Genomic DNA, 25,113 nt, shown 5'->3' with positions numbered 1-25,113 from the left:
GCCGCCTCGGTCGGGAGGCCGCACTGGGTGCCGCCTCGGTCAGGAGCTCGCGCTCGCGTAACGGCTCGAACTCCGGTCCACACCGGTCCAGGCCAGCGCCACCGCCCCGTCGAGCAGGGCCCGCTGGGCGTTGCCGCCCACGCAGAACGCGGCGAACTCGTGCTGATGGTTGGTGGCGGGCAGCGAGCCGATGCCGATGTACGGGTGGATGGCGGGCACCGTCTGCGAGACGTTGCCCATGTCGGTGGAGGCGCGGTTCATCCGGGCGGCCTGTCCCGGCGGCGCGAACTCCCGCCCCAGGGCGAGGGCGTTCGCGCGGTAGTGGGCAAGAGCGGTCTCGTCCGTGCGGAACTCCGCGTACGGCTTGCTCTCCGGCTCGATCTCCAGCTCGCATCCGGTCGCGAGGGCACCCGCCTCGAAGGCCCGCATGACCCGTGGTTCCAGCTCGGCCAGTTCGGCGAGGGTCTCCGCCCTGACGTACCAGCGGCCGGTGGCCCGCTCCGGGATGGCGTTCGGGGCGTCCCCGGCGTGGGTCACCACGCCGTGCACCCGGGCGGAGGCGGGCAGTTGCTGGCGGAGCAGCCCGATCGCGACCTGGGCCACGGTGAAGGCGTCGGCCGCGTTGATCCCGGCCTCGGGGTAGGCCGCGGCGTGTGCGGACCTGCCGGTGTAGGAGATCTTGGAGTGGCTGACCGCGAACGGACGGGCCTCGGCGACGTCGACCGGCGCCGGGTGCACCATCATCGCGAGGTCCGTCCCGGCGAAGGCGCCCCGGTCGAGCAGCTCGATCTTGCCGCCGCCGCCCTCCTCCGCCGGGGTGCCGTAGACCTCGACGGTGAGGCCGGCGTCGTCGGCGACGGCGGCGAGGCCGAGCGCGGCGCCGACCGAGCTCGCCGCGATGAGGTTGTGCCCGCATGCGTGGCCGAGGCCGGGCAGCGCGTCGTACTCGGCGCACAGCGCGATCCGCACGGGCCCGCTGCCGAACCGGGCGTGGAAGGCGGTCTCCAGGCCCCGATAGGACGTGGTGATGTCGAATCCGGCGCGGTCCAGCGGCTCGGGTACGGCGGCCGCCGCCCGGTGTTCCTCCCAGGCCGTCTCCGGGTCGGCGTGCAGCCGCTCGGACAGCCGGATCAGCTCCTCGGCGTGCCGGCCGACCTCGCGCCGGGCGGCCTCTTTGAGCGTGTCCGTCGTCCCAGGCATCCCTGGGGTCCCCATCGTCCCCATCACCGATCGCCCGGCACGCCGTAGGAGGGGGCGGAGGCGGGATCGAGTCCACGGCGCACATAGTCGTCCCGCTGCGGCAGCCAGACGGCGAGGAGTTCGGCGAGCCGGTCGACGGGGTCGTCGGCCCAGTCCACGCGCAGGTCGGTCACCCGCCACTCCACGTCCGCGACGACCGCGAGGCCCGCGGAGTGCACCGGCCCCTCCTCGCCACCGGCCTCGACCGCGGCCTTCAGGGCGGTGACCAGCCGCTCCTCCAGCTCCCCCGAGGCGGCGGAGTAGGCGTCGAGGAGGACGCCCGGGATGTGCTCGCCGCACAGCATGTTGCCCGCCGCCACCGCGCCCTCCGCGGTGGCCGAGGCGTGCTTGCCCAGGGTGTGCGCGCCGCTGTGGACGACCCCGGGCCCGGAGCGGCCCAGCACGGTCAGCTGACGGTGGACGATGGACCTCGCGTTCCGCGCCGCGCCGGTGACAGCGGCCAGGGCGCGTTCCGCGTCGCCGTGGTCGGCGAGTTCCGCCAGCAGGCTGGTGCCGAGCGTGGGGTCGGTGACGTTCTGGGACGCCGCCGCGCCGACCCCGGGCCGCAGATGGGCGACCCGGGCGGCGACCGCCGGGCTGGACGAGCTGACCGCGATGCCGAACCGCTCGCCGTCGCGGACCACCAGGGAGAATGTCATGCCCGCTCCTCCCCGGGGATCACGGCGACGGCGTCGATCTCGCACAGCCACTCCGGGCGGGCCAGGGCCGATACGACCAGGCCGGTGGAGATGGGGTGGACGCCCTTGGTCCAGCGACCCACGGTGCGGTACACCGCCTCGCGGTAACGCGGGTCGATCAGATAGATGGTCAGCTTGACCAGGTGCTCCATCCGGCTGCCCGCCTCTTCGAGCAGCATCTTGATGTTCGCCATGGCCTGTTCGGCCTGTGCCTCGGCGTCGCCGATGCCCACCGACTCGCTGGTGTCGAGGTCCTGGCCGATCTGGCCCCGGACGTACACGGTGTCGCCGGCGACGACGGCCTGGCACAGGTCGTTGTCGAGGTTCTGCTCGGGATAGGTGTCGCGGGTGTTGAACGGACGGATCCGGGTGTGCCCGCCGGCAACGACCGGGGCGTTGACGCCGTTCGCCCGGCGGCCCTCGTTCGTGGAGGTCATCGTCTGCTCCTCAGTTCTTCCAGACCGCCGGCTCGGCGCCGGGCCGGTCGGTGGTGCCGTACGCGAGATAGCCGCGCTGGGTCGTGATGTGATCGGCGACGTATCCGGCGTCGTGCCAGACCCCCCAGATGAAGCTCGATCCGCGGCGGGACAGCCAGGGCAGGCCCAGGAAGTACACGCCGGGCTCGGAGGACACCCCGCGTCGCTGGTTCGGCCGGCCGTTCTCGTCGAACGCGTCGACCTCGAGCCAGCTGTAGTCGGTGGCGAAGCCCGTCGCCCAGACGATCGAGGTGACACCGGCCGCGGCCAGGTCGAGCTCCAGCCGGGGGTCGGCCACGCCTGCCGGGTCCGGGCCGAGGACGTGGGCCGCCGGCTCCTCGGGGAGGTCGAGCCCATTGCGCTCGACGTACTCATCGGCCGCCCGGAGGAGTTCGAGGTACTTCTCGTCGCCGAGCGAGATATTCGTGGCGAGATCCGGCGCGAAGCGCAGCACACCGTCGTCGTAGGACGCGGTCAGACCGACGAGCTCGACGCCGTCGGCGGCCAGGGCACGGAAGTCCACGGTGTGGCCGCCGCGGGCGCCGCTCACCGCGATGGTGACGTGTTCGGCCCCCTGGGGAGGCGTCTCCGCGTCCCAGCGCCCGAGCACACCGAGCCACCAGCAGAAGTCGCGTCCGCGGTACTGGCGGGCGGGACGGTCGTGCGGGCCGACGGAGAGGAGGACCCGGCGGCCGGAGCGGCGCAGCTCATCGGCGATCTGGACCCCCGAGGAGCCGGCCCCGACCACGAGGACCGCGCCCTCGGGGAGCTGCTCCGGGTTGCGGTAGCCGCTGGAGTGGAGCTGCACGGGGACGGCGCCGTCCGGGACGATGGGCGGGACCACGGGCCGCTGGAACGGCCCGGTCGCGGCCACGACGAAGCGCGCGTCGACGGGGCCCCGCGAGGTCTCGACCCGGAAGCCGGGCCGACCGGTCCGCCTGCGCACCGAGGTCACCTCGACACCGCACCGGACCGGGGCGCCTATCTTCTCGGCGTAGGTGACGAAGTAGTCGGCGATCTGCTCCTTCGAGGCGAAGGCGTCGGGGTGGACGTCGGGGTCGACATCGGAGAACTCCAGCCCCGGGAACCGGTCGTGCCACGCGGGCCCGTTGGCCACCAGGGAATCCCACCGCTCCGAGCGCCACCGCTCGGCGATGCGGTGCCGCTCCAGGACGATATGCGGCACACCGTGGGCTCCCAGGTGCTCGCTCATCGCCACGCCGGCCTGGCCCGCCCCGACGACGACTACCTCAGTCTCTTCACTCAACTTTCCGCCTCCGCTCAGGCGGTAGCGCATCCCGGTGTCGCGTTGACCGTGCTGTGGGTGCTACCGCACGAGGGATCCTTGGGCATGGCCGCAGTGCTGTCCAACAGATGTTTCCGCTGTAGGCGATCTGATTTACAGATGTGGACACCTGTGGCCGGTGGCTACGCGGGCGCAACTGCCCAGCGGCGCGGGAGGCTTGGCCGCACTCCTGAACGTCACCTAGCGACGGGAAGCCTCTCCGGAGTGTTGGCCAGCACTTCTTCGCGTGTACCGTCGGGCCCCGCCGAGCGGATGACTGGTCGGCACCAGGTGTCACAGGCCTGGTCTAGCCTCCCGAAATATGAACCTGGACCTGGTGGGACGACGGGCGATGGTGACGGGGAGCAGCGGAGGCATTGGCGCCGCAGTGGCCCAACGGCTGGTCGACGAAGGGTGCTCCGTTTGGGTGCACGGTCGCGACCCTGAGCATGCCGGAGGGGTCGCGGCGCGGCTTCGTGCTGCCGGCGGGATAGTGGACGTCGTACTGGGGGACCTTGCTGATGCCAATGCCGCCGGGACGGTGGCTGAGCAGGCCCTCGCGTGGGGTCCTCGCTCAGCGTGCGACCGCGGTGCCGCGGCATGGCCGTGGGCGCCGATCCGGTCGAGACCCAGTGCCCATGCCGCCGGCTACGGGCCGGGTGGCAGGAGTCCGCGGGCCAGAGTGAAGGCGGCCGTGGCGGTGGAAAGGAGGGCGTTGATCCGTCCGAGGATGCGTGCCGTCCTGTCGGGGTCCTGTGCGTCGACGGCCGCGGCCAGGTCGTCGGCGTACTCCCGTGCCCTCACCGCCTCGTCGGACGTCGCGGTGTCCGCGTCCCTGCGCAGGGCGTCGATCAGTTGCTGATGGGGGATGTCAGGCGCGTTCGTCCTGTTGCCGTAGCCGCCGTGGACCACCGAATGATGGCTGTTGACGTTCGCCACGACGAAGCCGCCCGGTCCAGTGGAGATGTGCACCCCTTCGCCTCCCGTCCAGATGAAGTTGCCCTCGTACTCGGTCCAGCCCTTGTACGTCACGCTGTAACTGCCGAACCGCCAACCCTCCACATCGATCAGCTTGTGCTTGAGCGGCTCGGCCAGGACGCGCATGGCGTCCGCCCGGTTCCATCCTCGCCGGGCGAAGTAGTCGGTCATCATCACGCGCCGCCCCGGGTTCGCCGCCCGTCGGCAGATCTCGCGGAATGCCTGCCCCTGATACATCTCCAACTGGCTCGCGGCGACCGACGGCTCCGGCAGCCGCCGCCGATGCACGATTCCGCGGATCCATACGAACAGGGCGTAGATCATCCAGCAGAGCAGGGCGATCAGAACAACCAGCTTCTGTGCCAACTCCACGCTCGTCACCCTCCCCCGTCGGCCCCAAGCCAGCCCATTTTAGGACCGGTTGGTGCGCTGTGACCCTGACCTGTCACGGGCTTCGCGGACAAGCGGCTACTGGGGCAGGGGACGGTCGTGGACGACGTTCTTCATGACGAGGGTGGAGTTCAGGCGCTGAACGCCCGGGAGTCTGGCCAGCCGCTGGTCGTAGAGCTGCTGATAGGCGGACAGGTCGGTGGTGGCGACGCGCAGCAGGTAGTCGGGGTCGCCGAAGAGCCGCTGGGCCTGGGTGACATGCGGGATGGCGGCCACGGCCTCTTCGAAGGCGGTGACGGTGTCGGCGTCCTCCCAGCGCAGGGTGGCGAAGACCAGGGCCTCGAAGTCCAGGCCGACGGCGGCCGGGTCGACGACGGCGCGGTAACCGCGGATGGCGCCCTCGCGTTCGAGGTCCCGCAGGCGGCGGTGGCAGGGCGAAACGCTCAGCCCCACGCGGGTGGCCAGCTCGGTGATCGTCAGGCGGCCGTCCAGTTGCAGCTCGGTAAGAATTTTCCGGTCCAGGGCGTCCATGGAGAAGATTCTCCCTCATTCGGCGCGATCACGAGGATGGAGCGGAAACACTTTCGGGCAATTCGCACGTAATCTTCCCTCTCGGGGCAAGGGATGCGAGAGGGATCGATCGATGGACACGACGACGGTGGCGGCTTTCCTGGCAGTGGACCTGCTGCTGGTGTTCACCCCCGGCGCGGACTGGGCCTATGCGATCGCGGCCGGGCTGCGGGACCGTTCGGTCGTCCCGGCGGTCGCCGGGCTGATAGCCGGATACGCGGGATACACGCTGCTCGCCGTCGCCGGTCTGGTGGTGATCGTGGCGAGTTCGGCCACGGTCCTCACCGTGCTGACCGTCGCCGGGGCCGCCTACCTGATCTGGCTGGGCTGGGGCGTACTGAGGCAGCCCGCCGCGTTGACCGCGTCCACGGCGACCATGGCCGCCTCACGCTGGCAGATCGCGCTCAAGGGAGCCGGTATCAGCGGCCTGAACCCGAAGGCGCTGCTGCTGTACTTCTCGCTCTTCCCGCAGTTCATCCACCCCTCGGGCGGCTGGCCCGTCGCCGCGCAGACCGGGCTGCTCGGCACCGTCCACATGACGGCCTGCGCGGCCGTCTATCTCGCCGTCGGCGTCCTGGCCCGTACCGTGCTGAGGACCCGGCCCTCGGCGGCCCGGACGGTGACCCGGGTCTCCGGTGTCATGATGATCGCCATCGGCGGCCTTCTGCTGGTGGAACGCCTGGCGGGCTGGTGAACCCGCCCCCCGTACGAACATGCGATGCAGGCGGCTACGCGGCCCTCACGCTGTTCCCCGCACCTCCCCCTCGAACCCGACGGGCAGCTCGGCGATGGTCCACACAGCGCCGCCTACGGCCCGGCCCTCAGCGTGTGTGGCGGCGGACCGCACACTGCCCCACGGCGAGGTGAGGGCTGCCAGGCTCAGACCGTTGGCGGCGGACCCGGTGGAGACCATGAAGACATCGACGTCCCGCTCGAAGATCTCGCTCAGCCTGCGGCGGGCGCTGTCGGTGAAGGGGTCGTTGCCGTACGGCAGGACCTGCCCGGCAGCCGCGTCGGCGACGGCCTGGACTATCTCCGGGGATGCTCCGGCCATGTTGTCGCTGATGAAGGAGCGGCCGGCGGGGGTGGTGGCGATGGTGGTGCTCATGAGTGGGCTTTCCTCGGTGTCAGGTTCCGGACGGGTCAGAGGGTGATGGTGCCGCGGATGTAGCCGGTGGCGGCGCCGCCGACCCAGACGGTGCCGTCCTCGTCGGCGGTGACCTCGATGGTCCCGGCCCGGCCCAGGCGCGCGCCCTGGGAGACCCGGTAGGCGGACGGCACCGCGCCGGTGGCGGTGAGCCACTGCCCCACCGAGGCGTTCATGCTGCCGCACACGGGATCCTCGGCCACGCCGACGCCGGGAGCGAAGGTGCGCATCTCGAAGTCGTGCCCGGATCCCTCGGGGTGGGCACCGATCGCGCCGACCATCGCGTCCGGGATGAGGGACAGGTCGGGTTCGAGGGCGAGCACCTCCTCGGCCGTGGCAAGCCTGACCACCGCCCAGCCGGGTCCGTTGTCGACCCGCTGGTGGCCGATGACACGATCCCGCCGGATACCGAACGCGGTGACGATCCGGTTCAGGTACGCGTCGTCGAGCGCGCCGTCGCGGACGAGCGGCGGGGCGGCGAACGACAAGATGCCTGCACCGCGGCGCACGGTGACCAGGCCGGCGCCGCACTCCTGCACGATGCGGTCGGCGTACCGGGGCGCGCCCCCGTTGTCCAGCCACGCGCGCGCGGAGCCGAGCGTGGGATGCCCGGCGAACGGCAGCTCACCTCCAGGGGTGAAGATCCGCAGCCGGTAGTCCGCGTCCGGCGTGGTCGGGGGCAGGACGAACGTGGTCTCGGACAGATTCGTCCAGCGCGCCAGGCGCCGCATCTCCTCGTCGGTGATATCCGTCCCGTCGAGGACGACGGCGACCGGGTTGCCGAGACAGGGGGTCGTGGAGAACACGTCGACCTGCATGAACGAGCGTGCGCGAGGCGTCGTCATCAAGGGCCTTTCACAGTGGCGGAAGCGGCGGAAGCGGTCCTCGGGCGGCCCGCGTGCCCATGGAAGCCCCATCCCAGCGGCTGCCGGCCCGGTGGAAAACAGCCAGTCACGACCGAGTGGACTGGTTGCCGGTGCCGGGAGAAGGCGGGGGCAGGATCCCGCACGATGGCGTCGCATCCCGTACCGACGCGCACGCCCGCCTCGACACCCATGTGCCGTGATCGCGTCCGAATACCGGCGGCGACCGGGGCAAACCCCAGGCCGGGCACGATCATCTTATCGAGTTAATGCCAGCGGCTCTCCGAGGCCGAATGGGTGCACCGGCCGCTACTGTTCCCCGGGTCTGGACGGATTCCCGGATGTTTGCCCCCTCCTTTCCTCTTTGCCGGTGACACGCACGCACGCCAGCCATCGCCCTCACGAAGGAGAGCCCGCCCGATGACTGTTGGTACCAGCTCGGAAGCACCTCTGGAGCCGCCACGGCAGTCCAGCCTGAGCACGGCGGCCGCCCGCAATCTCGCCACCACGACCAAGTCCGCCCCGCAGATGCAGGGGATCACCTCGCGCTGGCTGCTGCGGACGCTCCCCTGGGTGGAGGTCAAGGGCGGCACCTACCGGGTGAACCGCCGGCTGAGCTACACCGTCGGCGACGGGCGCATCGAGTTCGTCCAGGACGGTGCCGACGTCCGGGTGATCCCCCGCGAACTCGGCGAACTGGCCCTGCTGCGCGGCTTCGAGGACGTGGAGGTGCTGACCGCCATCGCCGACCGGTGCGTCCAGCACGACTTCCGTGCGGGCGAAACGCTGGTGGAGCGCGGGAGGCCCGCCGAGGAGTTCCATCTGATCGCCCACGGCCGCATCAGCCAGACCTCCGTCGGTCCGTACGGCGATGAGACCGCCGTGGCCGTACTGGCCGATGGCGACCGGTTCGGCGAGGGCGCTCTGCTGAACGAGGATGCCCGGTGGGACTACACCGCCACCGCCGAGACCTCCGGCACCCTGCTCACCCTCTCCCGCGCCGACTTCGCCGCCGTGCTGTCCTCGGCGCCCAGTCTCCAGGCCCACATCCGGGAGTTCAGTTCACTCCGCGGCCAGGCACAGAACCATCGCGGCGAGGCCGAGATCGCCATGGCGGCCGGTCACACCGGCGAACCCGCGCTGCCCGGTACGTTCGTCGACTACGAGCTGAAGCCGCGCGAGTACGAACTCTCCGTCGCGCAGACCATTCTGCGGATCCATACGCGGGTCGCCGACCTCTACAACGAGCCGATGGACCAGACCGAGGAGCAGCTCAGGCTCACCATCGAGGCGCTGCGTGAGCGCCAGGAGCACGAGCTGATCAACAACCGGGAGTTCGGTCTGCTCCACAACGCCGACTTCAAGCAGCGCATCCAGCCCCACTCGGGCCCGCCCACCCCCGATGACCTGGACGAGCTGCTGTGCCGCCGCCGCGGCTCCAAGTTCTTCCTCGCCCACCCCCGGACGATCGCGGCGATCGGGCGGGAGTTCAACGCCCGTGGGCTCTACCCGACCCATGTCGACCTCGGCGGGCAGCAGGTCCCGGCCTGGCGCGGCGTCCCGATCCTGCCCTGCAACAAGATTCCCATCACGAAGGAGAACACCAGCTCGGTCCTCGTCATGCGCACCGGCGAGGACAACCAGGGCGTCATCGGGCTGCGTCGGACGGGTCTGCCGGAAGAGTACGAACCGGGGCTGTCGGTGCGCTTCATGGGCATCGACGAGAAGGCGATCATCTCCTACCTCGTCAGTACGTACTACTCCGCCGCCATCCTGGTGCCGGATGCGCTCGGTGTGTTGGAGAACGTGCAGATCGCCCGCAGCCGCGACTAGCGGTCCTGCCCTGCCCGGCGGCTACGGGAGCCCGGCGCTCCGAGCCGGCCGAGCGTGTCCGAGATCCGGGACAGCCACCCACCCCATCGAGGAGCCATGGATGCCCGCGCCCGAGCCTTCCCCTCCACGGCCGAGTCCGCCCGCGGCCGCTTCCCCCTCCGGGGCGTTTGTCCTCGCTGAGGCCGCGGCCCGCGCCCGCGACATCAGGGCCGCCTTTGGCGGCGGCGGATCCCCCGCGCCGTCCTTGCCCGCACCGCCGCCGGCCGACGTCCCTGCCACCGACGTTCCCGCCACCGACTCCCCTCCCTCCGACGCACCTCCCGCCGACGCACCTCCCGCCGACGTTCCTGCCGCCGAGGTGCCAACGCCGGGCGCCGGCCTGGGCCGGATCCCGCGTGGCCCCAGTGGCCTGGGCACCGTGGGCCTGCACCTGGCCCGGTGCGAGAGCGCGTCGGCGCAGGTAGTGCCGGTGGAGCCCGTGGAGCCGCCGATGGCTCCGGCCGAAGGCACCCCGGTCCCGGGCCTCTACCACCATCCGGTGCCGGAGCCCGACCCGGTACGGGTGGAGGAGGTCAGCCGCAGGATCAAGGCCTGGGCGCTGGACGAGGTCGATCTGTACCCGGAGGACTGGGAGGACCAGTTCGACGGCTTCTCCGTGGGGCGCTATATGGTCGCCTGCCATCCGGACGCTCCCACCGTCGACCACCTGATGCTCGCCACGCGCCTGATGGTCGCCGAGAACGCGGTGGACGACTGCTACTGCGAGGACCACGGGGGATCGCCCATCGGCCTCGGTGGGCGCCTGCTGCTGGCGCACACCGCCCTCGACCCCTTGCACACGACGAAGGAGTACCAGCCGCGGTGGGCGGAGTCGCTCCACTCGGACGCGCCCCGGCGCGCGTACCGCTCCGCCATGGAGTACTTCGTCCAGGCGGCCAGCGCCTCCCAGTCGGACCGGTACCGGCATGACATGGCCCGACTGCACCTGGGGTACCTCGCCGAGGCCGCCTGGGCCCAGACGGACCACGTGCCCGAGGTGTGGGAGTACCTGGCGATGCGCCAGTTCAACAACTTCCGCCCCTGCCCCACCATCACGGACACCGTCGGCGGCTACGAGCTGCCGGCGGACCTGCACGCCACGCCCGCCATGCAGCGCGTCATCGCGCTCGCCGGGAACGCCACCACCATCGTGAACGACCTGTACTCGTACACCAAGGAACTCGCCTCCCCCGGGCACCACCTGAACCTGCCCGTGGTGATCGCCGACCGTGAGGGCATCTCCGACCGCGAGGCCTATCTGAAGTCGGTCGAGGTCCACAACGACCTCATGCACGACTTCGAAGCCGCCGCCGCGGACCTGGCCGCGGCCTGCCCCGTCCCGAGCGTGCAGCGCTTTCTGCGGGGCGTGGCCGCGTGGGTCGACGGCAACCACTACTGGCACCGGACCAACACCTATCGCTACAGCCTGCCCGACTTCTGGTGAGAAGAATGGACTTATCTGTGACCAGCACCGACCTCTCCACCGACGCCGCCGTCTCCACCAGCGCCGCCTCCGTGTTCATCCCCGCCCCGGTGACGCCCTACCAGGGGGACATCGCCCGCTACTGGGACCGCGAGGCCAGGCCGGTGAATCTGCGTCTCGGCGATGTCGACGGCCTGTACCACCACCACTACGGCATCGGCGCCGTCGACCGCACCGCCCTCGGCGACACCGGCGACAGTGCGTACGAGAAGAGGCTGATCGCCGAACTCCACCGGCTTGAATCGGCACAGGCCGAACTCCTCCTGGACCACCTCGGCCCCTTGGAGCGCGACGACACGCTCGTGGACGCCGGCTGCGGCCGTGGCGGTTCGATGGTCATGGCCCACCAGCGTTTCGGGTGCAAGGTCGAGGGCGTCACTCTGTCGGCCAAGCAGGCGGACTTCGCCAACCGGCGTGCCCACGAGCTCGGCATCGAGGACCACGTCCACGCCCGCGTCTGCAATATGCTCGGTACGCCCTTCGAGACCGGGCAGACCGCGGCCTCGTGGAACAACGAGTCGAGCATGTACGTCGACCTGCACGACCTCTTCGCCGAACACTCCCGCATCCTCGAGGTCGGCGGTCGCTATGTGACCATCACCGGCTGCTGGAACCCCCGTTATGGCCAGCCCTCGAAGTGGGTCTCCCAGATCAACGCGCACTTCGAGTGCAACATCCACTCCCGCCGGGAGTATCTGCGCGCCATGGCCGACAATCGCCTCGTACCGCAGGCCGTCGTCGACCTGACCGCCGCGACCCTGCCGTACTGGGAGCTGCGGGCCACGTCCTCGCTGGTCACCGGCATTGAGGAGGCGTTCATCAACTCCTACAAGGACGGCTCCTTCCAGTACCTCCTGATCGCGGCCGACCGCGTCTGACCGCCTCCTGGAACCTCGCCCCGTCGCCGTCCGGTGGCGGGGCGAAGCGCTGTCGGCCGGCTCTCGGGCTGTCTCCGTACACTGACGGGCATGGCATGCCGCATCAGTGAACTGGTCCTCGACTGCGCCGACGCCGAGCGGCTCGCCGCATTCTGGAGCGAGGTCCTCGGCTACGTGGAGCTCGGCCGGGAGGACGACGGAAGCATCGCGATCGGGCCGCCCGACACCGGTTTCGGCGGTCTGCAGCCCACCCTCGTGCTCAGCCCCAGCAGCGACCCGCGGACCGGGAAGCTCCCGCTGCACATCGACGTCAACGCCACCGACCGCGACCAGGACGCCGAACTGGAGCGGCTGCTCGCCCTCGGCGCCAGGCCCGCGGACGTCGGCCAGACCGGCACCGAGAACTGGCACGTCCTGGCCGACCCGGAAGGCAACGTGTTCTGCCTTCTGCGCACCCGCCTGCAACAGCCCTGACCGGGGCCGGACGCGGCCACTCCGGGTGCCCTGGGCCGGTGTCTCACCGGGTGTGCTCGTGGCCGGTCATCATGGTGATCAGGCTGTGGGGTGCGCCTGCTCCGTAGAACATCTCGTGGACCTGGACTCCCTCGGCGGCGGCCGCGGCGCTGCGGGGGAACATGGCCCCTTCGTACGCGGTGAGCGCGGCCTCGGTGTCCTCGGGGTGCGCGGCGAGGGCCTTGCCGAGTTCGGCGCCGTCGTACATGGCCAGGTTGGCGCCCTCGCCGTTCGGGAGCGAGAGGTGGGCGGCGTCGCCGAGCAGGGTCACCCCCGGCCGCCGCTCCCACCGGTGCTCGACGGGCAGGGCGTGGAGGGACCGCAGGACCGGCGCGGTGTCACCGTCGGCGATCAGCGCGATGAGTTCCGGTGCCCAGCCGTCGAATTCCCGCGCGATCCGTGCGGTGGCCGCGGCGGCATCGGTGAAGTCGATGTCCGCGAACCAGTCCCGCGGCCGGGCCAGCATCACGTAGGAGTGCAGCGTGCCGGCCCTCTCCCGGTGAGCCAGGAATCCCTTGCCCGGCGCGAGCGCGAACAGCGACCCGCTGCCGACCGCTTTCGCGCCGGCCGGGTGCCGGGTGTCGGCGTCGAACAGGGAGGTCTCGACGTACGACATGCCGATGTACTCGGGTGCCGCACCGGAGAGCAGTGGCCGGACTCGGGACCACGCGCCGTCGGCGCCGACCAGCAGGCCGGTGGTGACGGTGGTGCCGTCGGCGAAGGCCACCTCGTGGCGTCCCGCGCCGAGGGCACGGGCACCGCTGACCTTGTGGCCCCACCGGACGGTGCCGGCCGGGAGCGAGTCGAGGAGCAGCTGCCGCAGCTCGCCGCGCAGCACTTCGGGGTTGCCACCCGCACCGTCGTCGGCCTTGTCGAGGAGGACGGTCCCGGCCGGGTCGAGAACCCGTATCGCCTGGCGGCCCTCCAGGACGATGCCACGGAACTCGTCCATCAGGCCGGCCGTCCGCAGTGCGGGCTGGCCGCTGTCCTCGTGGATGTCGAGCATCCCGCCCTGCGCACGCGCCATCGAAGAGGCCTCCGCCTCGTAGACCGTGGCCGGGATGCCGTTGAGGTGCAGGACGCGGGCGAGTGTCAGGCCGCCGAGTCCGGCACCGATGATCGTGACGTCAGTGGTCATGGTGGTTCCTTGCCGTCGGACGCCCGCCGAATGGGCATCCGGCAGGATGTCCCGAACGGTTCCGGACTCCGCCGACACGCCACCGACAGCGCGACCGACAGCCACCGACAGAGGGCATGTGCGTACCGACAGCGCCGTCACCCCTGACGGGCGTAACGTGTGCATATGGGTGATGTTCGGTGCGGTTGGTGCGATGCGCCGCTACCGGATCAGGCCGGCCGCAACCGGCGGTATTGCAGTCCGGCACACCGGCAGGCGGCCTGGCGGGCGCGGTCTCGATGGCCGGCGGCGGCCGAGACGCGGCAGGCGATGGTGCTCGCGGGCACGGAGCTGCTGGACCGGGTTCAGTCGGCGGCGCGGCAGGCGGGCGAGCTGTCCCCGGCGCGGGAAGCCACGGTGGGCTCTCACTGTGCCGCGGTGGCGGAGGTTCCCGGGCTGGCCGAGCGGTTGGTGCGGTATGCGGTGCTGGCCGATCGGCAGGCCGGGGTCGGCTGGACGCGGATCGGTGCCGCCTTCGGGATCAGCGCCGAGGCGGCCAGGCGCCGCTTCGGGCGGGTGCGGCACGTGGCGGAGGAGGAGCAGGGGCCACGGGACGATGCCCCGCCTGCCGCCGGCTCCGGTATGGAGCTGCTGGATGCGTTGCTGTGCACGGTGGTACGGGAATCAGGCGCGTCCATGGGGCTGGTGTATCTGCTGCCACCGGGCGGACAGGTGCTGCGGCTGGCCATGATGACCGGGGTGCCGCCGAAGATCGCCGAGCTCTGGGAACGGTTGCGGCTTCCGGCTTCGGGCCCGTTGGCGGACGCGGTGCGTGAGCGGCGCCTGGTGTGGCTCGTCAGCCAGGCGGAGCTGGCGCGCCGCTATCCGAGGGCAGCGCTGGTATGGCCCTACCCGGTGGCGCTCGCCGCCGCACCGATCACATCCGGCGCCACCGCTTGGGGCGGACTGGTGCTGCTGTGGCCCGGTCCGCACCGGCCGCACCTGAGCGCCCGTGAGCGCGCCGTGATCGGCTCCACCTGCGACCGGGTGGCGGCCTTCCTGCGGCATGCCGCCGCGGACGGGCACCCGATAGCGCCCGAAGAGCCGCATGTGGCGGCCCCGCCGCGCGCCTGGACCGCCGGGCCCCTCCAGGCACAGGCCGCGGTGGACTTCGCCGGCCGCCTTCCGGAGGGCTGTTGCGCGCTGGACGTGGCGGGCCGGATCACCTTCATCAGCGCCACCGCCGCCGATCTGGTCGGTGGCAGCGTTCCGGATCTGCTCGGCGCACCGCTGTGGGAGGCGCTGCCATGGCTGGACGACCCGGTCTTCGACGACCGCTACCGGGCCGCGGTGCTCGGCCGCAGGCCCACGTCCTTCACCGTCCTGCGCCCGCCGGACCGCTGGCTGTCCTTCCAGCTCTGCCCGGATGCCTCCGGTGTCAGTGTGCGCATCTCCCCCACCGACGACACCGCCCCGATCGACCGCCCGGAGCGCGGGGCGGACATCGCCACACCGACCCGCTCCGGCAGGCTGTACGACCTGATGCACCTGGCCGGCGCGCTCACCGAGGCCGTCGGCGTTCAGGACGTGGTCGAGCTGACCGCCGACCTGATCCTGCCCGCCTTCGGCGCCCAGGGCTTCGTCCTGTCCGTGGCAGAGGGCGACCGGCTGCACATCGTCGGCCAGCGTGGCTACCCACCCGATGTTCTCAACCGCCTCGACACCCCCGCGTTCCGGGACGACACGGCCCCCAGCGTGCGCGCCGTGAGCACGGGAGCGCCCCTGTTCTTCGCGTCCCCGCACGAGATGAACCGGCTCGCTCCCCACATCCCACGGCTGACCAAGAGGGCGGCCTGGGCGTTCCTGCCGCTGCTGGCCTCCGGTCGCCCGGTCGGCTGCTGCGTGGTCTCCTACGACCGGCCCCACGACTTCACCCCCGACGAACGCGCCGTCCTGACCTCTCTGGCCGGACTGATCGCCCAGGCCCTGGACCGCGCCCGGCTCTATGACGCCGAACACCAGCTCGCCCTCGGTCTCCAGAGCGGCCTGCTCCCCGCCGCCCTTCCGACCGTGCCCGGGCTGGAGGTGGCGGCCCGCTATCTGCCCACGGCGCGCGGCATGGACATCGGCGGCGACTTCTACGACCTCATCCGCTGCGACGCCACCACCATCGCCGCGGCCATCGGCGACGTCCAAGGCCACAGCGTGAACGCCGCCGCCCTCATGGGACAGGTCCGCACCGCCGTCCACGCCACCGCCGGGGCGCATCCCGGGGAAGTCCTCGCCCGCACCAACCGCCTGCTCACCGATCTCGACCCGGGCCTGTTCACCAGTTGCCTCTACGCCCATATCGACCTGGCACGCCACGTTGCCCACCTGGCCACGGCCGGCCACCCGCCCCCGCTCCTGCGGCACCCCGACGGACACACCGAGGTCCTCGACCTGCCACCCGGCCTGCTGCTGGGCATCGATCCCGGCGCCGACTACCCGGCCACGGAGATCCCACTGCCGCCCGGCGCCGTGCTGGCCCTCTACACCGACGGCCTCGTCGAGAGTCCCGACATCGATCTCGACGACGCGACCGCCCAGCTCGCCGACCAGCTCACCCAGGCCGGAGGCCAGCCCATGGACACCCTCGCCGACACCCTCATCCACCACGATCCGCACACCGATCCCCACAGCGATGACATCGCCCTGCTCCTGCTCCACCCGCAATCGGTCGTCGCATGACAGAGCCGTCGCCCGGCTCGCCGGGCCCGCGCCCTCAGCGCCGTGCCCGAGCCCTGTGCGGTGGGACGAGACGCTCGCCGGACACGAGCGTGCCTGCCTGCTTGATCTGCCGCAGCACAGGAGAGACCTCCATGCTCTGGAGGCCGGGCAGCGACCCGATGCGGTCCGAGGTGTACTCGAACAGTTCGTCGAGGTCGCGGCAGTGCGCGACGGCCTGGAGGTTGTAGGGCCCGGAGACGGCCGCGGCGAAGGCTATGCGGGGTTCCCGCGCGAGGGTGCGTCCGATGTCCTTGACCGCCGTCGGGTGCGCGCGGAGCCAAAGGTTCGCCCGAGCGTGATAGCCCAGTGCGGCCGGGGCGATCTCGACATCGATGTGGACGACCCGGCGCCGGAGCAAGGCCTGCAGACGGCGTGACGCGCGCCCGGGCGTGAGGTTCGCCGCCGCGCCGAGATCGACGAGGCCGGCGCGACCGTCCGCGGCCAGAAGGTCGAGCATCTTCTCATCCTCGGGTCCGAGGTGCACCGGAACGCGAGGGACCACCGGGGATTCGGTGAAGGGGACGCCGTCGCTCCCGAGCGTCGACTCCTGCTGTGGCGTCAGCGTGCCCCGTAGCGCGGCCCAGTAGTGGCCACGGCCTCCGACGAACTGACGCAGTATCGCGGACGCGTTGATGTCGACGACGGCTGCGGTGCGCGGAAGTCGCCGGCCGAGGAGGTCCTCGCGCTGTTCCCGCGTCCGCGACCGTACCGCGCAGGTGATTTCGGAGCCCGCGGCGCCGAGCGCCACCCAGCTGACATCGTCGCGCTGCGCGAGCGCGTCGGCGATCGCCGTGACACTGCCGGGGCGGCACCGCAGTCGCACCAGCCATCTGCTCTGTCCCAGCGCCCCCGGATCGACGACACCGGCTACGCGGATGACGCCATCGGCGAGCAACCGGCGATAGCGGCGGCCGACGGCCCCCTCGGAGAGGCCGAGCACCGCCGCGATCGAGGCGAACGAGGCCCGCGGAGCCACCTGGAGTGCGCGCATGACCCGCACATCATCGGGCCGCACAGCGGCGGATTCGGCCATCAGAGCTCCTGTCATGAGGGCGATCGTACAAATCCGTGCCCCGGACGTGCCCCGAGTGCCATGGAGCGGCAAGGCTTGCGGCGCATCAGGGGTGCCGCTCGTGGCAGTCGGCACTCCGCAACTCGAAGCACGGGAAAATAAGGGGATGACACGGAATGTCGTCAACTGACGCGGACCGGCACCCGCCAACCGCTCTCATCGTCGGGGCGTCGCGGGGTCTCGGACACGCGATGGCGGCCGAACTCTTGGAGAGGGGATGGGACGTCATCGGCACGGTCCGGGACGTCACCGCTCGTACTCTCCTGCACGATCTCGCGGACCGCTCCGACGGGCGCGTCCGCGTCGAGCGCCTCGACATCAACGAGCCCACCCAGCTGGCGCCCCTCCACGAGCGTCTCGCCCCACGCACACTCGACGTGCTCTTCGTCAACGCGGGGACCACGAACAACGAGCCGACGCCGATCGGTGCCGTTCCGACAGCCGACTTCGTGGAGGTGATGGTGACCAACGCGCTCAGCCCGATGCGCGTCATCGAAGCACTCGAAGACCTCGTCTCTCCGACCGGGCTCATCGGGGCGATGTCCTCCGGCCAGGGCAGCATCACCAACAACACGACCGCATCGCGCGAGGTCTACCGCGGCAGCAAGGCAGCGCTGAACATGTTCCTGCGCGGCTTCTCGGTCCGGCAGGCCCAACAGCACGGAGCCCAGCGGGCCTTCGTCCTCATGGCGCCCGGCTGGGTCGGCACCGCGCTGGGGGGACCGGACGCGCCACTCACCATCGGCGAGAGCGTCCCGCGGGTGGTGGATGTTCTGCTGTCGAGGCTGGGGAAGCCCGGTCTCGCGTATCTGGACCGCTTCGGTCAGACCGTCCCCTGGTGAACTCCACCGCGGAAGCGGGCACCGCTCACTGCGCTCCGCCCGCGACAGCTCCCCGTTCGATTGCCAGCCGGGTCAGTTCGACCCTCGTGTTGATGTCGAGCTTGGTGAAGATGTGCTTCATATGGGTGTTGACGGTGTGCACGGACACATAGAGCCGGTCGGCGATGGCGCGGTTGGTGAGACCGTCCACGACCAGCGGGATCAGTTTCCGCTCGGATTCGGTCAGGGTCCCCCACCCCGGGGGGCCGGTCGTGTGGTGCCGCGGGGCGCCGGTGCGCACACCGAGCTGGCGAAGGCGCCGCCGGATCCGTTCGTGATCGCGCAGGGCTCCTGAGGCCGACACCAGCTCGCCCGCCTCTTCGAGGTGCGGGATCGCCGCCGTCGTATCGGCCGAGGTGGCCAGGAGTTCGCCGAGGTCCTCGCAGGCCGCGGCCAGGGCCAGCGGCCTGTCACCGCTCCGGTAGGCGGTGATCGCGGACGCCAGTGCCCGGGGGTCGCGGTGGAGCAGGCCGTCCACATGGGCGCGGACCGCCGCCATGATCTGCTGGCTGTCGTCCCGTGCGACCAGGGTGCGCAGTGCGTCGGACACGGACCGCGCGGCTGACGAGTCGGCGCCACGCAGCGCGATGCGCACGATGCCGGGCCAGTGGGACGGACCCACCGTGAGCAGCCGCGTCGGCTCACCGTCCCCGAAGTTTCCCGTGAGTGCCTCGGCCGCGGCGCCGTCCTGGCCCTCCGCGTCCGCCAGGCAGGCGCGCGCGAGCACCACCCACCGGCCGTAGCGCTGGGTGTGGGTGCCGGAATCGGCTTCGGCGGCGCGGAGATGGTCCCTGGCCTTGACGAGGTCACCGCGTCTGATCTCCACCAGTGCCCGTACGGAGTGGGCTCGCGGATTCGGGCGGGTGATCTCGAGTTCGTCCGCCACCATCAGACTGGCCTCGGCCTCCACGGCCGCGTCGTCCAGCGCTCCCTGTTCGAGGAGTGCGCAGGCGCGGGCGGCATGCCAGTGGGGAAGTGACCAGCCCAGGCCCCGCGCCTCCGCCTCGCGCTGTCCGTCCCGCAGCATCCGCTCGGTGTCCGCGAGCCGGTCGGTGGCGGTCAGCACCATGGCCAGCCACAGCGCCGGAATCCGCGGGGGCCGCAGATAGAACCCGGCGGATTCGGTGCCGGAGTGTCCGGCGGCCGCCTCCGCGAGTTCGAGGGCGCGGGCGAGGCGGCCGCGGTAGAAGAAGGTCTGCGACTGGAACACCATGGCGCTGACGACGACGGCCGGATCGTCGCTGCGGTAGGCCTCCGCGACCAGCCCGGTGTCGGTCTGCTCGGCTGCGGTGATGTCCCCGAGGTACACATGGCCCGTGGCCTTGGTCTTCAGCAGCCGGACACGTAGGTCGGACGGCAGCTCGGGCAGGTCCAAGGCCTGCCGGAGGTGGGTCATCGCGGCGGCGTCGTCGCCCGCGGCCTGGTGGATCTCGGCGGCCGCCAGGCGCAGGCATGCCTCCTGCAGCGGCTCGGGACCGTCCGACAGGGTGGCGTCGACCAGACCGAGCGCCTCGTGGATCCGGCGGGTCCGGCCGAGGTATTCGGCGGCGTCGGTCAGCAGGGCGATACGCCGCCGGTCGTGCGGGTGCAACAGTGAGGCGATCCGCTGGGCCAGGTCCGCGGCCGCGTCGGGGGCCGACGGCGACAGTTCCTGTACGGCGGTGGTCAGCGTGGTCACGGCGTCGTCGTCGACCGGGCCGCCCGCCATGACGACGTGCCAGGCAACTTCGGCCGACCGGGCCCCGATGCCCCGCAGACTGTCGGCCGCCTCCCCGTGCAGTGCGGTCCGCACCGCCCGGGGCAGGTTCTCCTGGAGAGCCTGCCGGATGAGGTCGTGGCGAAAGGCGAGTCGCGGGCCGTCGGCCGAGAGCAGACCGGCGCTCAGGGCGGCCTCGACGCCCGACAGCAGGCTGCCGACGCGCCTGCCGAGCATGCGGGCGGCCGTGCCGAGGTCGAATTCGCGGCCGAGGACGGAGCCGATCTGGAGCAGCCGCACGGCGTCCTCCGGGAGCCGGTCCAGACGCGCGGCGACACTGCGCCGGAAACCGGCGGGGACACCGGGGTGCGGGAGGCTCGCCACGCCCGTCTCCCCTGTGCCGGCGTCCGTCTCCGCGAAGGCGCGCACCAGTTCCAGCGCCAGGAACGGATTGCCCGCGACGCCTCGCAGGAGCCGGGCCAGACCGGGTGACGGCCTCGTCCCGAGCACATCGGAAGCGATGTGCAGCAGCTCCTGCTGTGGCAGGGGACCGAGGGTCAGCCAGCGGGCTCCGAGGTGTTCGAGGTCCTCCCGCACCCGGGCCACGGTCGGCCGCTCCGCCTCCGACCGCACCGCCAGCACCCACAGGATCCGCGAGGCGGCCAGTCGTCCGGGCAGCGTACGGAGGACGAAGAGGGTGGCCGGATCGGCCCACTGCGCGTCGTCCACGACCACGGCCACCGGGGCGCGCTGGGCCCGGGCCTCCAGGGCGTCCGCGATGCCGTCCAGCAGCCACAGCCGCTGGTCGTCGGTGGCCGCGACGGCTTGGTGGGAGTCGTCGGAGGGCTGCAGGGCGGACTGCAGGGCGGCGCCCGCCGCGTACTGGTCGAGTTCGTCGGCCCGTACGGACACCACGTCGAACCCGAACCGCCGCGCCATCTCGTCCAGCTCCGCGAGCAGCCGGCTCTTGCCGACGCCGGGGGCGCCCTCCACGACGACGTAGGCACCCCGTCCGCCACGCACCGCTTCCAGGTCCTCACGGACAGCGGCCATCTCGTGGTCGCGTCCTCTGAGGGGCAGCCCGGCCGAGGCCCCCTTGCCGCGCCCACGCGCCCGGTCGCCCGCGGGGTCTGTGCTGCGCATGGGGCAAGCATGCCGCACGGCCACAGCGCCCTCAACGCCGGTGCCTTTGTGATCGACTCTTTCACCCGGGTGATTCCCGCCGCAGCGCCGTCCTGTCACCCCATCGCGACGCATGCTCCGGACCGTCCAGATCTCTTGCCCCTGGAGAGGAGCACGACGTGCGTACAGGCAAGGAATACCTGGCGGCGCTGAACGACGGCCGCACGGTATGGGTGGGTGACGAACTCGTCGAGAACGTGGCCACGCACCCCAAGACCCGGGCGTATGCCCGCAGGCTCGCGGACTTCTACGACCTGCACCACCGCCCGGAGCTCCAGGACGCCATGACGTTCGTGGACGAAGAGGGCGTCAGGCGGTCCATGACGTGGTTCCAGCACCGCTCCAAGGAGGACCTGCGGCGCAAGCGGCGCTACATGGAGACGGTGCTGCGGGAGCTCGGCGGCGGGGCGACCCCGCGCACCCCGGACGTCAACAACTACGTGCTGCTGACCTACGTGGACGACCCGGAGCCCTGGAGCAGCCAGTCCGTCGGCACCGACGGCAGGGACCTGACCGAGGGGATCCTCGACTTCTGGCACGAGGTGCGGGAGGCCGACCTCAATACGACACCGGCGTTCGTCGACCCGCAGACGGACCGCTCGCGCGATGCCGCACAGGCCGATTCCCCGGCCCTGCAGGTGGTCGGCACCTCGGACGAGGGCATCACCGTGCGGGGTGTGAAGGCGATCAGCACCGGCGCGGCCTTCGGCGACTGGATCCACATCGGCGTCTTCTACCGGCCGGGCATCCTGCCGGAGCAGATCATCTTCGGGGCGGTGAAGCCCAACACCCCCGGGGTCACCATCGTCTGCCGGGAGAGCAACGTCCGGGACGGCGAGGACGTCGAGCACCCGCTCGCCTCCCAGGGGGACGAGCTGGACAGCGTCATCGTGTTCGAGGATGTGCTCATCCCCTGGAACCGGGTGTTCCACATCGGTAACCCCAAGCACACCTCGCTCTACCCGCAGCGCGTCTTCGACTGGCTGCACTACCAGGCCCTGGTGCGGCAGATGGTGCGCGCCGAGCTGATGCTCGGTCTGGTGCTGCTGATGACCGAGCACATCGGCACCTACCAACTGCCGCCGGTGCAGACCCGTATCGCCCGGTTCGCCGGCTTCCACCAGACGATCAAGGCGCATGTGATCGCCTCGGAGGACGAGGGCTTCACCACGCCGGGCGGCCTCTACAAGCCGAACGTCCTGATGTTCGACTTCGGGCGGGCGTTCTACCTGGAGAACATCGCGGGCATGGTGCACGAGGTCATCGACCTGGCCGGTCGTGCCTCGCTCATCTTCCCGACCGAGGGGCAGTGGCAGCGGCCCGAACTGCGGCCGTGGCTGGAGGCGCTGCAGACGGGACCGGTCGGCAGGCCGCACGACCGGCTGAAGATCAGCCGCGTGATCCGCGACCTGTTCCTGTCCGACTGGGGCGACCGCATCAGCACCTTCGAGAACTTCAACGGCACGCCCCTGCTGGCGATTCGCACCCTCACCATGAAGCGCGCCGAGATGTCCCCGGGCGGCAGCATGGCGGACCTCGCGCGCAAGGTCTGCGGCATCGAGCCGGCGCGCGACGCCGAGGAGAAGGAGACCGCGTACACGGCTCAGGCGGACTACGCCCGGCGCCAGGACGCTTCCCGCAAGGGCGCCTCCTAGCGGGATGCCGGGGCCCGGATCAGAGCACACCGCACTCCCGGGCCCTGGCGATCGCTCCGCTCCTGTCGTGCGCGTCGAGCTTGCGGAAGATCGCCCGTACCTGTGTCTTGACGGTGTTGTGGGACACATAGAGCTCGGAGGCGATCTCCCGCAGGGTCAGCGGGCCGCACAGGGCGCGGAGCACTCGGCGCTCCCCCAGCGACAGGTCCTGGGGACCGGGCACGGCGGGCGGCACGACCGCCTCGCCGCCGACTCGCCTCAGCAGATCCGTCATGACGCCGGGTGACTCGCACCGGTCCGCCGCCCGCTCGGCCGCCTCGCGGGCCTCCCGCGAGGCGTCCGCGTCATGCCGCGCGTTCTCCAGTCGCACCCACATGACGTGATACAAGGCGCGTACGTGGGGTTCGCTGCCGGTCTTTGGCGAGCCCGCAAGCGCCGTCTCCGTGTCGGCCAGGACCCGTTCGGCCTCCTCGATCCGTCCCTCTTCGACGAGGAGGCCGGCCCGGCAGATATGAGCGGGCACGGCGACGAAGTGCCGGCCCAGACCGGCCGTCGCGGCCGCCTCGACGGCCTCGTCGCTCAGCATGCGCGCGGGCTCCTGCCGTCCGGCCATCAGCGCGCACAGCGCCCGCAGTCCCAGCGCGCGAACGAGCGCCAGGCCGTGACCCGCGGCGTGCGCGTCCCGGGTCGCCTCGCCGAGCAGCACCTCCGCCTCCTCGTACCGGGCGGTCCACAGCAGCGCGGCGCCGCGGGCCGTACAGCCCAGGGCGCGCCAGGACGTGAGCGGCAGGGCGCCGGCGACGGCGGATTCGCCGAGCCGGTCGGCGGTCAGGACCTCCCCCTTCAGACAGCAGGCCACGGCCTGGGCGACGGCGGCGGCGTCGGACACCGTGCTGCCTCCGCCGACCGTCTCGGGTCCCGTCGCCCGGAGCTGGGCCACGTCCAGCCAGCGCCGGGCCGTTTCCGGGGCGCCCCCTGACAGGGCCGCCATCGCGGCCACGACGCACAGGCGTGCGTCGGTGGCCACCGTGCGGGGCGGCAGGAGGCCCAGCCACCGCGAGACCCGCGCACCGCGGCCCGCCGAGATCGTCTTCTCCCAGGCGCCGAGGATCGAGGTGACGGCCGCCGGCTCATCACCGCCCAGCACCCAGTGCCGTACGGCCGCGGTGGTCTCCCCCTGCCGCGCGTACCACCGGGCCGCGGCCCGGTGCAGGGACACCACGGTGTCCGGCCCTTCGGAGGTGAGGGCGTCGGACAGCAGCGGAGCCAGTGCCCGGTGATGCCGGTACGCCGACGGATCGGCGGCCACGGGCACCAGCAGTTGCACGGTCCTGGCGAGCTCGCGCAGCAGTACGCCCGCCCGGTGCCCGGCCAGGGCCTGGCACGGGCCGGTGGTCAGCTCGTCGAGCACACTGGTGCGCAGCAGGAACTGGCGCTGTTCCGTGGTGAGCCGGAAGAGCACCTCGGTGGCCAGATACTCGGCCACCGCCTGCCTGCCGTGCGCCACGTTCGCTTCCGTGTCGGCCGAGCGGGCGAGGGTGCGCCCCATGATGCACAGTCCCGCCGCCCAGCCCTCGGTGGCCTCGTACAGCGCCTCGGCGATGTCCACGGCCGGAGCGGACCCGAGCAGGCCGGTGAGCACCTCTTGTGCCTCGCCGGGGGTGAAGGCCAGGTCGTGCTGGTCGAGTTCGGCGATCAGGCCCCGGGCGCGCAGGGTGGGAACGGGCCGTCCGGGAACGTGCCGGGTCGACAGCACGACGCGGAAGCCCTGGGGCAGCCTGGCCAGGAAGTCCGCAAGGCTGCGCACCGCGTCCGCGTCCGTGATGGCTTCCAGTCCGTCGAGGATCAGTGTGAGCGGCCCCTCGCCGCCCAGTCCGGCCACCAGGCTCGGCAGGATCTCCTCGAGCCATGCGTCGAGCGTCCACTCGTCGCTGTCGAGGCGGACGGGCAGTTCGGGCCGTACCTCCCGCAGCGCCCGCAGGATGCCGGCCCAGAGCCGGCCCGGGGCGTTGTCGTACCCGTCCAGGCCGAGCCAGGCGCACTCTCCCCGGGCGGCGGGGCCACGGGACCACTCGGTCAGGAGCACCGTCTTTCCGGCCCCGGCCGGCGCGGACACCACCACCACGGGCTCGGACATGGCGTCGAGCCGGCGCAGCAGACGCGGGCGGGTCAGCAGATGCGGGGGCTGGACCGGGGGACGCAGCTTGAAGGCGGGCACGGAGTTGGTCATGGCACCTTTGCGTGGGGTCGTCGGGACGGGCTGAGCCCCCGACGTCCCTGGCCGGCCTCGTGGGAGCCGGACGTCGGGGGCGGCGGGGCCGGTCACGGGCCCCGCGGCGGCCTCCTTTC

General features: G+C 71.6%; 20 protein-coding genes and 1 pseudogene. 9 read left to right on the top strand and 12 right to left on the bottom strand.

Annotation, left to right across the window (positions count from 1 at the left end; translation table 11 throughout):
- Positions 1 to 39 precede the first annotated feature (39 nt).
- Genes J8403_RS38185 through J8403_RS38170 form a run of 4 tightly spaced genes read right to left on the bottom strand, consistent with a single transcriptional unit; the run spans position 40 to position 3,680 of the window.
- On the bottom strand, positions 40 to 1,200 hold the full coding sequence (locus tag J8403_RS38185) for a M20 family metallopeptidase (protein WP_246586185.1): 1,161 nt from the start codon (positions 1,198 to 1,200) through the stop codon (positions 40 to 42).
- A 23-nt stretch (positions 1,201 to 1,223) separates the two neighbouring features.
- A complete protein-coding gene (locus J8403_RS38180; protein ID WP_211127170.1) occupies positions 1,224 to 1,898 on the bottom strand; it encodes a DUF1028 domain-containing protein in 675 nt (224 codons plus the stop codon).
- Positions 1,895 to 2,374 (bottom strand): RidA family protein, encoded by a 480-nt coding sequence (locus J8403_RS38175; protein WP_211127169.1) that lies wholly within the window; start codon positions 2,372 to 2,374, stop codon positions 1,895 to 1,897. Before J8403_RS38175 ends, J8403_RS38180 begins: the two co-directional genes overlap by 4 nt.
- Positions 2,375 to 2,384: 10 nt before the next feature.
- Positions 2,385 to 3,680, bottom strand: coding sequence for a flavin-containing monooxygenase (locus J8403_RS38170; protein WP_211127168.1), 1,296 nt, complete (start codon positions 3,678 to 3,680; stop codon positions 2,385 to 2,387).
- Positions 3,681 to 4,020: 340 nt separating this feature from the next.
- Between J8403_RS38170 and J8403_RS44080 the strand changes: the two are divergent.
- Positions 4,021 to 4,242, top strand: a pseudogene (locus J8403_RS44080) (SDR family NAD(P)-dependent oxidoreductase); the annotation flags it as partial.
- Positions 4,243 to 4,346: 104 nt separating this feature from the next.
- On the opposite strand, the gene J8403_RS38160 reads toward J8403_RS44080, so the two are convergent.
- Complete coding sequence (locus J8403_RS38160) at positions 4,347 to 5,048, bottom strand: hypothetical protein (protein WP_211127167.1); 702 nt, start codon at positions 5,046 to 5,048, stop codon at positions 4,347 to 4,349.
- Between the two features lie 96 nt (positions 5,049 to 5,144).
- On the bottom strand, positions 5,145 to 5,597 hold the full coding sequence (locus J8403_RS38155; protein ID WP_211127166.1) for an Lrp/AsnC family transcriptional regulator: 453 nt from the start codon (positions 5,595 to 5,597) through the stop codon (positions 5,145 to 5,147).
- Between the two features lie 112 nt (positions 5,598 to 5,709).
- Between J8403_RS38155 and J8403_RS38150 the strand changes: the two genes are divergently transcribed.
- Complete coding sequence (locus J8403_RS38150; RefSeq protein ID WP_211127165.1) at positions 5,710 to 6,330, top strand: LysE family translocator; 621 nt, start codon at positions 5,710 to 5,712, stop codon at positions 6,328 to 6,330.
- Between the two features lie 45 nt (positions 6,331 to 6,375).
- Here the strand turns inward: J8403_RS38150 and J8403_RS38145 are convergent, their stop codons facing one another.
- Together J8403_RS38145 and J8403_RS38140 are read right to left on the bottom strand one after the other, a co-directional pair.
- Positions 6,376 to 6,744 (bottom strand): beta-eliminating lyase-related protein, encoded by a 369-nt coding sequence (locus J8403_RS38145; protein WP_343245339.1) that lies wholly within the window; start codon positions 6,742 to 6,744, stop codon positions 6,376 to 6,378.
- 35 nt (positions 6,745 to 6,779) lie between these two features.
- On the bottom strand, positions 6,780 to 7,628 hold the full coding sequence (locus J8403_RS38140; protein ID WP_211127164.1) for a PhzF family phenazine biosynthesis protein: 849 nt from the start codon (positions 7,626 to 7,628) through the stop codon (positions 6,780 to 6,782).
- 438 nt (positions 7,629 to 8,066) lie between these two features.
- Here J8403_RS38140 and J8403_RS38135 point away from each other — a divergent pair, with 438 nt between their 5' ends.
- From J8403_RS38135 to J8403_RS38120, 4 genes are all read left to right on the top strand, one after another.
- Positions 8,067 to 9,479 carry a family 2B encapsulin nanocompartment shell protein gene (locus tag J8403_RS38135; RefSeq protein WP_211127163.1) on the top strand — a complete coding sequence of 471 codons (1,413 nt, stop codon included), beginning with the start codon at positions 8,067 to 8,069 and terminating at the stop codon, positions 9,477 to 9,479.
- 100 nt (positions 9,480 to 9,579) lie between these two features.
- On the top strand, positions 9,580 to 10,962 hold the full coding sequence (locus tag J8403_RS38130) for a family 2 encapsulin nanocompartment cargo protein terpene cyclase (protein ID WP_211127162.1): 1,383 nt from the start codon (positions 9,580 to 9,582) through the stop codon (positions 10,960 to 10,962).
- A gap of 5 nt (positions 10,963 to 10,967) precedes the next feature.
- Positions 10,968 to 11,879 (top strand): geranyl diphosphate 2-C-methyltransferase, encoded by a 912-nt coding sequence (locus J8403_RS38125; protein WP_425519859.1) that lies wholly within the window; start codon positions 10,968 to 10,970, stop codon positions 11,877 to 11,879.
- Positions 11,880 to 11,969: 90 nt separating this feature from the next.
- On the top strand, positions 11,970 to 12,353 hold the full coding sequence (locus J8403_RS38120) for a VOC family protein (RefSeq protein WP_211127160.1): 384 nt from the start codon (positions 11,970 to 11,972) through the stop codon (positions 12,351 to 12,353).
- 43 nt (positions 12,354 to 12,396) lie between these two features.
- Here J8403_RS38120 and J8403_RS38115 read toward each other — a convergent pair whose 3' ends face one another.
- Positions 12,397 to 13,530, bottom strand: coding sequence for an FAD-dependent oxidoreductase (locus J8403_RS38115; protein ID WP_211127159.1), 1,134 nt, complete (start codon positions 13,528 to 13,530; stop codon positions 12,397 to 12,399).
- A 309-nt stretch (positions 13,531 to 13,839) separates the two neighbouring features.
- On the opposite strand from J8403_RS38115, the gene J8403_RS38110 reads away from it, so the two are divergent.
- Positions 13,840 to 16,239 carry a SpoIIE family protein phosphatase gene (locus J8403_RS38110; RefSeq protein ID WP_246586184.1) on the top strand — a complete coding sequence of 800 codons (2,400 nt, stop codon included), beginning with the start codon at positions 13,840 to 13,842 and terminating at the stop codon, positions 16,237 to 16,239.
- Positions 16,240 to 16,273: 34 nt separating this feature from the next.
- Here J8403_RS38110 and J8403_RS38105 read toward each other — a convergent pair whose 3' ends face one another.
- Positions 16,274 to 17,326, bottom strand: a complete 1,053-nt coding sequence (locus tag J8403_RS38105; RefSeq protein ID WP_246586183.1) for an Lrp/AsnC family transcriptional regulator — start codon at positions 17,324 to 17,326, stop codon at positions 16,274 to 16,276.
- 140 nt (positions 17,327 to 17,466) lie between these two features.
- Here J8403_RS38105 and J8403_RS38100 point away from each other — a divergent pair, with 140 nt between their 5' ends.
- Positions 17,467 to 18,192 (top strand): SDR family NAD(P)-dependent oxidoreductase, encoded by a 726-nt coding sequence (locus tag J8403_RS38100; RefSeq protein ID WP_211127158.1) that lies wholly within the window; start codon positions 17,467 to 17,469, stop codon positions 18,190 to 18,192.
- A gap of 25 nt (positions 18,193 to 18,217) precedes the next feature.
- On the opposite strand, the gene J8403_RS38095 is transcribed toward J8403_RS38100, so the two are convergent.
- Positions 18,218 to 21,070, bottom strand: a complete 2,853-nt coding sequence (locus tag J8403_RS38095; protein WP_211127157.1) for a helix-turn-helix transcriptional regulator — start codon at positions 21,068 to 21,070, stop codon at positions 18,218 to 18,220.
- Positions 21,071 to 21,228: 158 nt separating this feature from the next.
- On the opposite strand from J8403_RS38095, the gene J8403_RS38090 reads away from it, so the two are divergent.
- Positions 21,229 to 22,764: a 4-hydroxyphenylacetate 3-hydroxylase family protein gene (locus J8403_RS38090; RefSeq protein ID WP_211127156.1), complete on the top strand. Its 1,536-nt coding sequence runs from the start codon at positions 21,229 to 21,231 to the stop codon at positions 22,762 to 22,764.
- A gap of 19 nt (positions 22,765 to 22,783) precedes the next feature.
- Here J8403_RS38090 and J8403_RS38085 read toward each other — a convergent pair whose 3' ends face one another.
- Positions 22,784 to 24,994: a helix-turn-helix transcriptional regulator gene (locus tag J8403_RS38085; protein ID WP_211127155.1), complete on the bottom strand. Its 2,211-nt coding sequence runs from the start codon at positions 24,992 to 24,994 to the stop codon at positions 22,784 to 22,786.
- Between the last annotated feature and the right edge of the window lie 119 nt (positions 24,995 to 25,113).

It is taken from the genome of Streptomyces yatensis (assembly GCF_018069625.1).
In the GTDB taxonomy this organism is placed as follows: domain Bacteria; phylum Actinomycetota; class Actinomycetes; order Streptomycetales; family Streptomycetaceae; genus Streptomyces; species Streptomyces yatensis.
Note: the sequence above shows the minus strand (reverse complement) of the source record. Positions and strands in the feature narration are given on the sequence as shown.

Coding starts and splice junctions, on each gene's coding strand:
- J8403_RS38100 (WP_211127158.1), top strand. CDS start 17,467: ATGTCGTCAACTGACGCGGACCGGCACCCGCCAACCGCTCTCATCGTC.
- J8403_RS38125 (WP_425519859.1), top strand. CDS start 10,968: ATGGACTTATCTGTGACCAGCACCGACCTCTCCACCGACGCCGCCGTC.
- J8403_RS38130 (WP_211127162.1), top strand. CDS start 9,580: ATGCCCGCGCCCGAGCCTTCCCCTCCACGGCCGAGTCCGCCCGCGGCC.
- J8403_RS38180 (WP_211127170.1), bottom strand. CDS start 1,898: ATGACATTCTCCCTGGTGGTCCGCGACGGCGAGCGGTTCGGCATCGCG.
- J8403_RS38140 (WP_211127164.1), bottom strand. CDS start 7,628: ATGACGACGCCTCGCGCACGCTCGTTCATGCAGGTCGACGTGTTCTCC.
- J8403_RS38115 (WP_211127159.1), bottom strand. CDS start 13,530: ATGACCACTGACGTCACGATCATCGGTGCCGGACTCGGCGGCCTGACA.
- J8403_RS38135 (WP_211127163.1), top strand. CDS start 8,067: ATGACTGTTGGTACCAGCTCGGAAGCACCTCTGGAGCCGCCACGGCAG.
- J8403_RS38155 (WP_211127166.1), bottom strand. CDS start 5,597: ATGGACGCCCTGGACCGGAAAATTCTTACCGAGCTGCAACTGGACGGC.
- J8403_RS38185 (WP_246586185.1), bottom strand. CDS start 1,200: ATGCCTGGGACGACGGACACGCTCAAAGAGGCCGCCCGGCGCGAGGTC.
- J8403_RS38105 (WP_246586183.1), bottom strand. CDS start 17,326: ATGACAGGAGCTCTGATGGCCGAATCCGCCGCTGTGCGGCCCGATGAT.
- J8403_RS38175 (WP_211127169.1), bottom strand. CDS start 2,374: ATGACCTCCACGAACGAGGGCCGCCGGGCGAACGGCGTCAACGCCCCG.
- J8403_RS38095 (WP_211127157.1), bottom strand. CDS start 21,070: ATGCGCAGCACAGACCCCGCGGGCGACCGGGCGCGTGGGCGCGGCAAG.
- J8403_RS38120 (WP_211127160.1), top strand. CDS start 11,970: ATGGCATGCCGCATCAGTGAACTGGTCCTCGACTGCGCCGACGCCGAG.
- J8403_RS38145 (WP_343245339.1), bottom strand. CDS start 6,744: ATGAGCACCACCATCGCCACCACCCCCGCCGGCCGCTCCTTCATCAGC.
- J8403_RS38150 (WP_211127165.1), top strand. CDS start 5,710: ATGGACACGACGACGGTGGCGGCTTTCCTGGCAGTGGACCTGCTGCTG.
- J8403_RS38110 (WP_246586184.1), top strand. CDS start 13,840: ATGGTGCTCGCGGGCACGGAGCTGCTGGACCGGGTTCAGTCGGCGGCG.
- J8403_RS38085 (WP_211127155.1), bottom strand. CDS start 24,994: ATGACCAACTCCGTGCCCGCCTTCAAGCTGCGTCCCCCGGTCCAGCCC.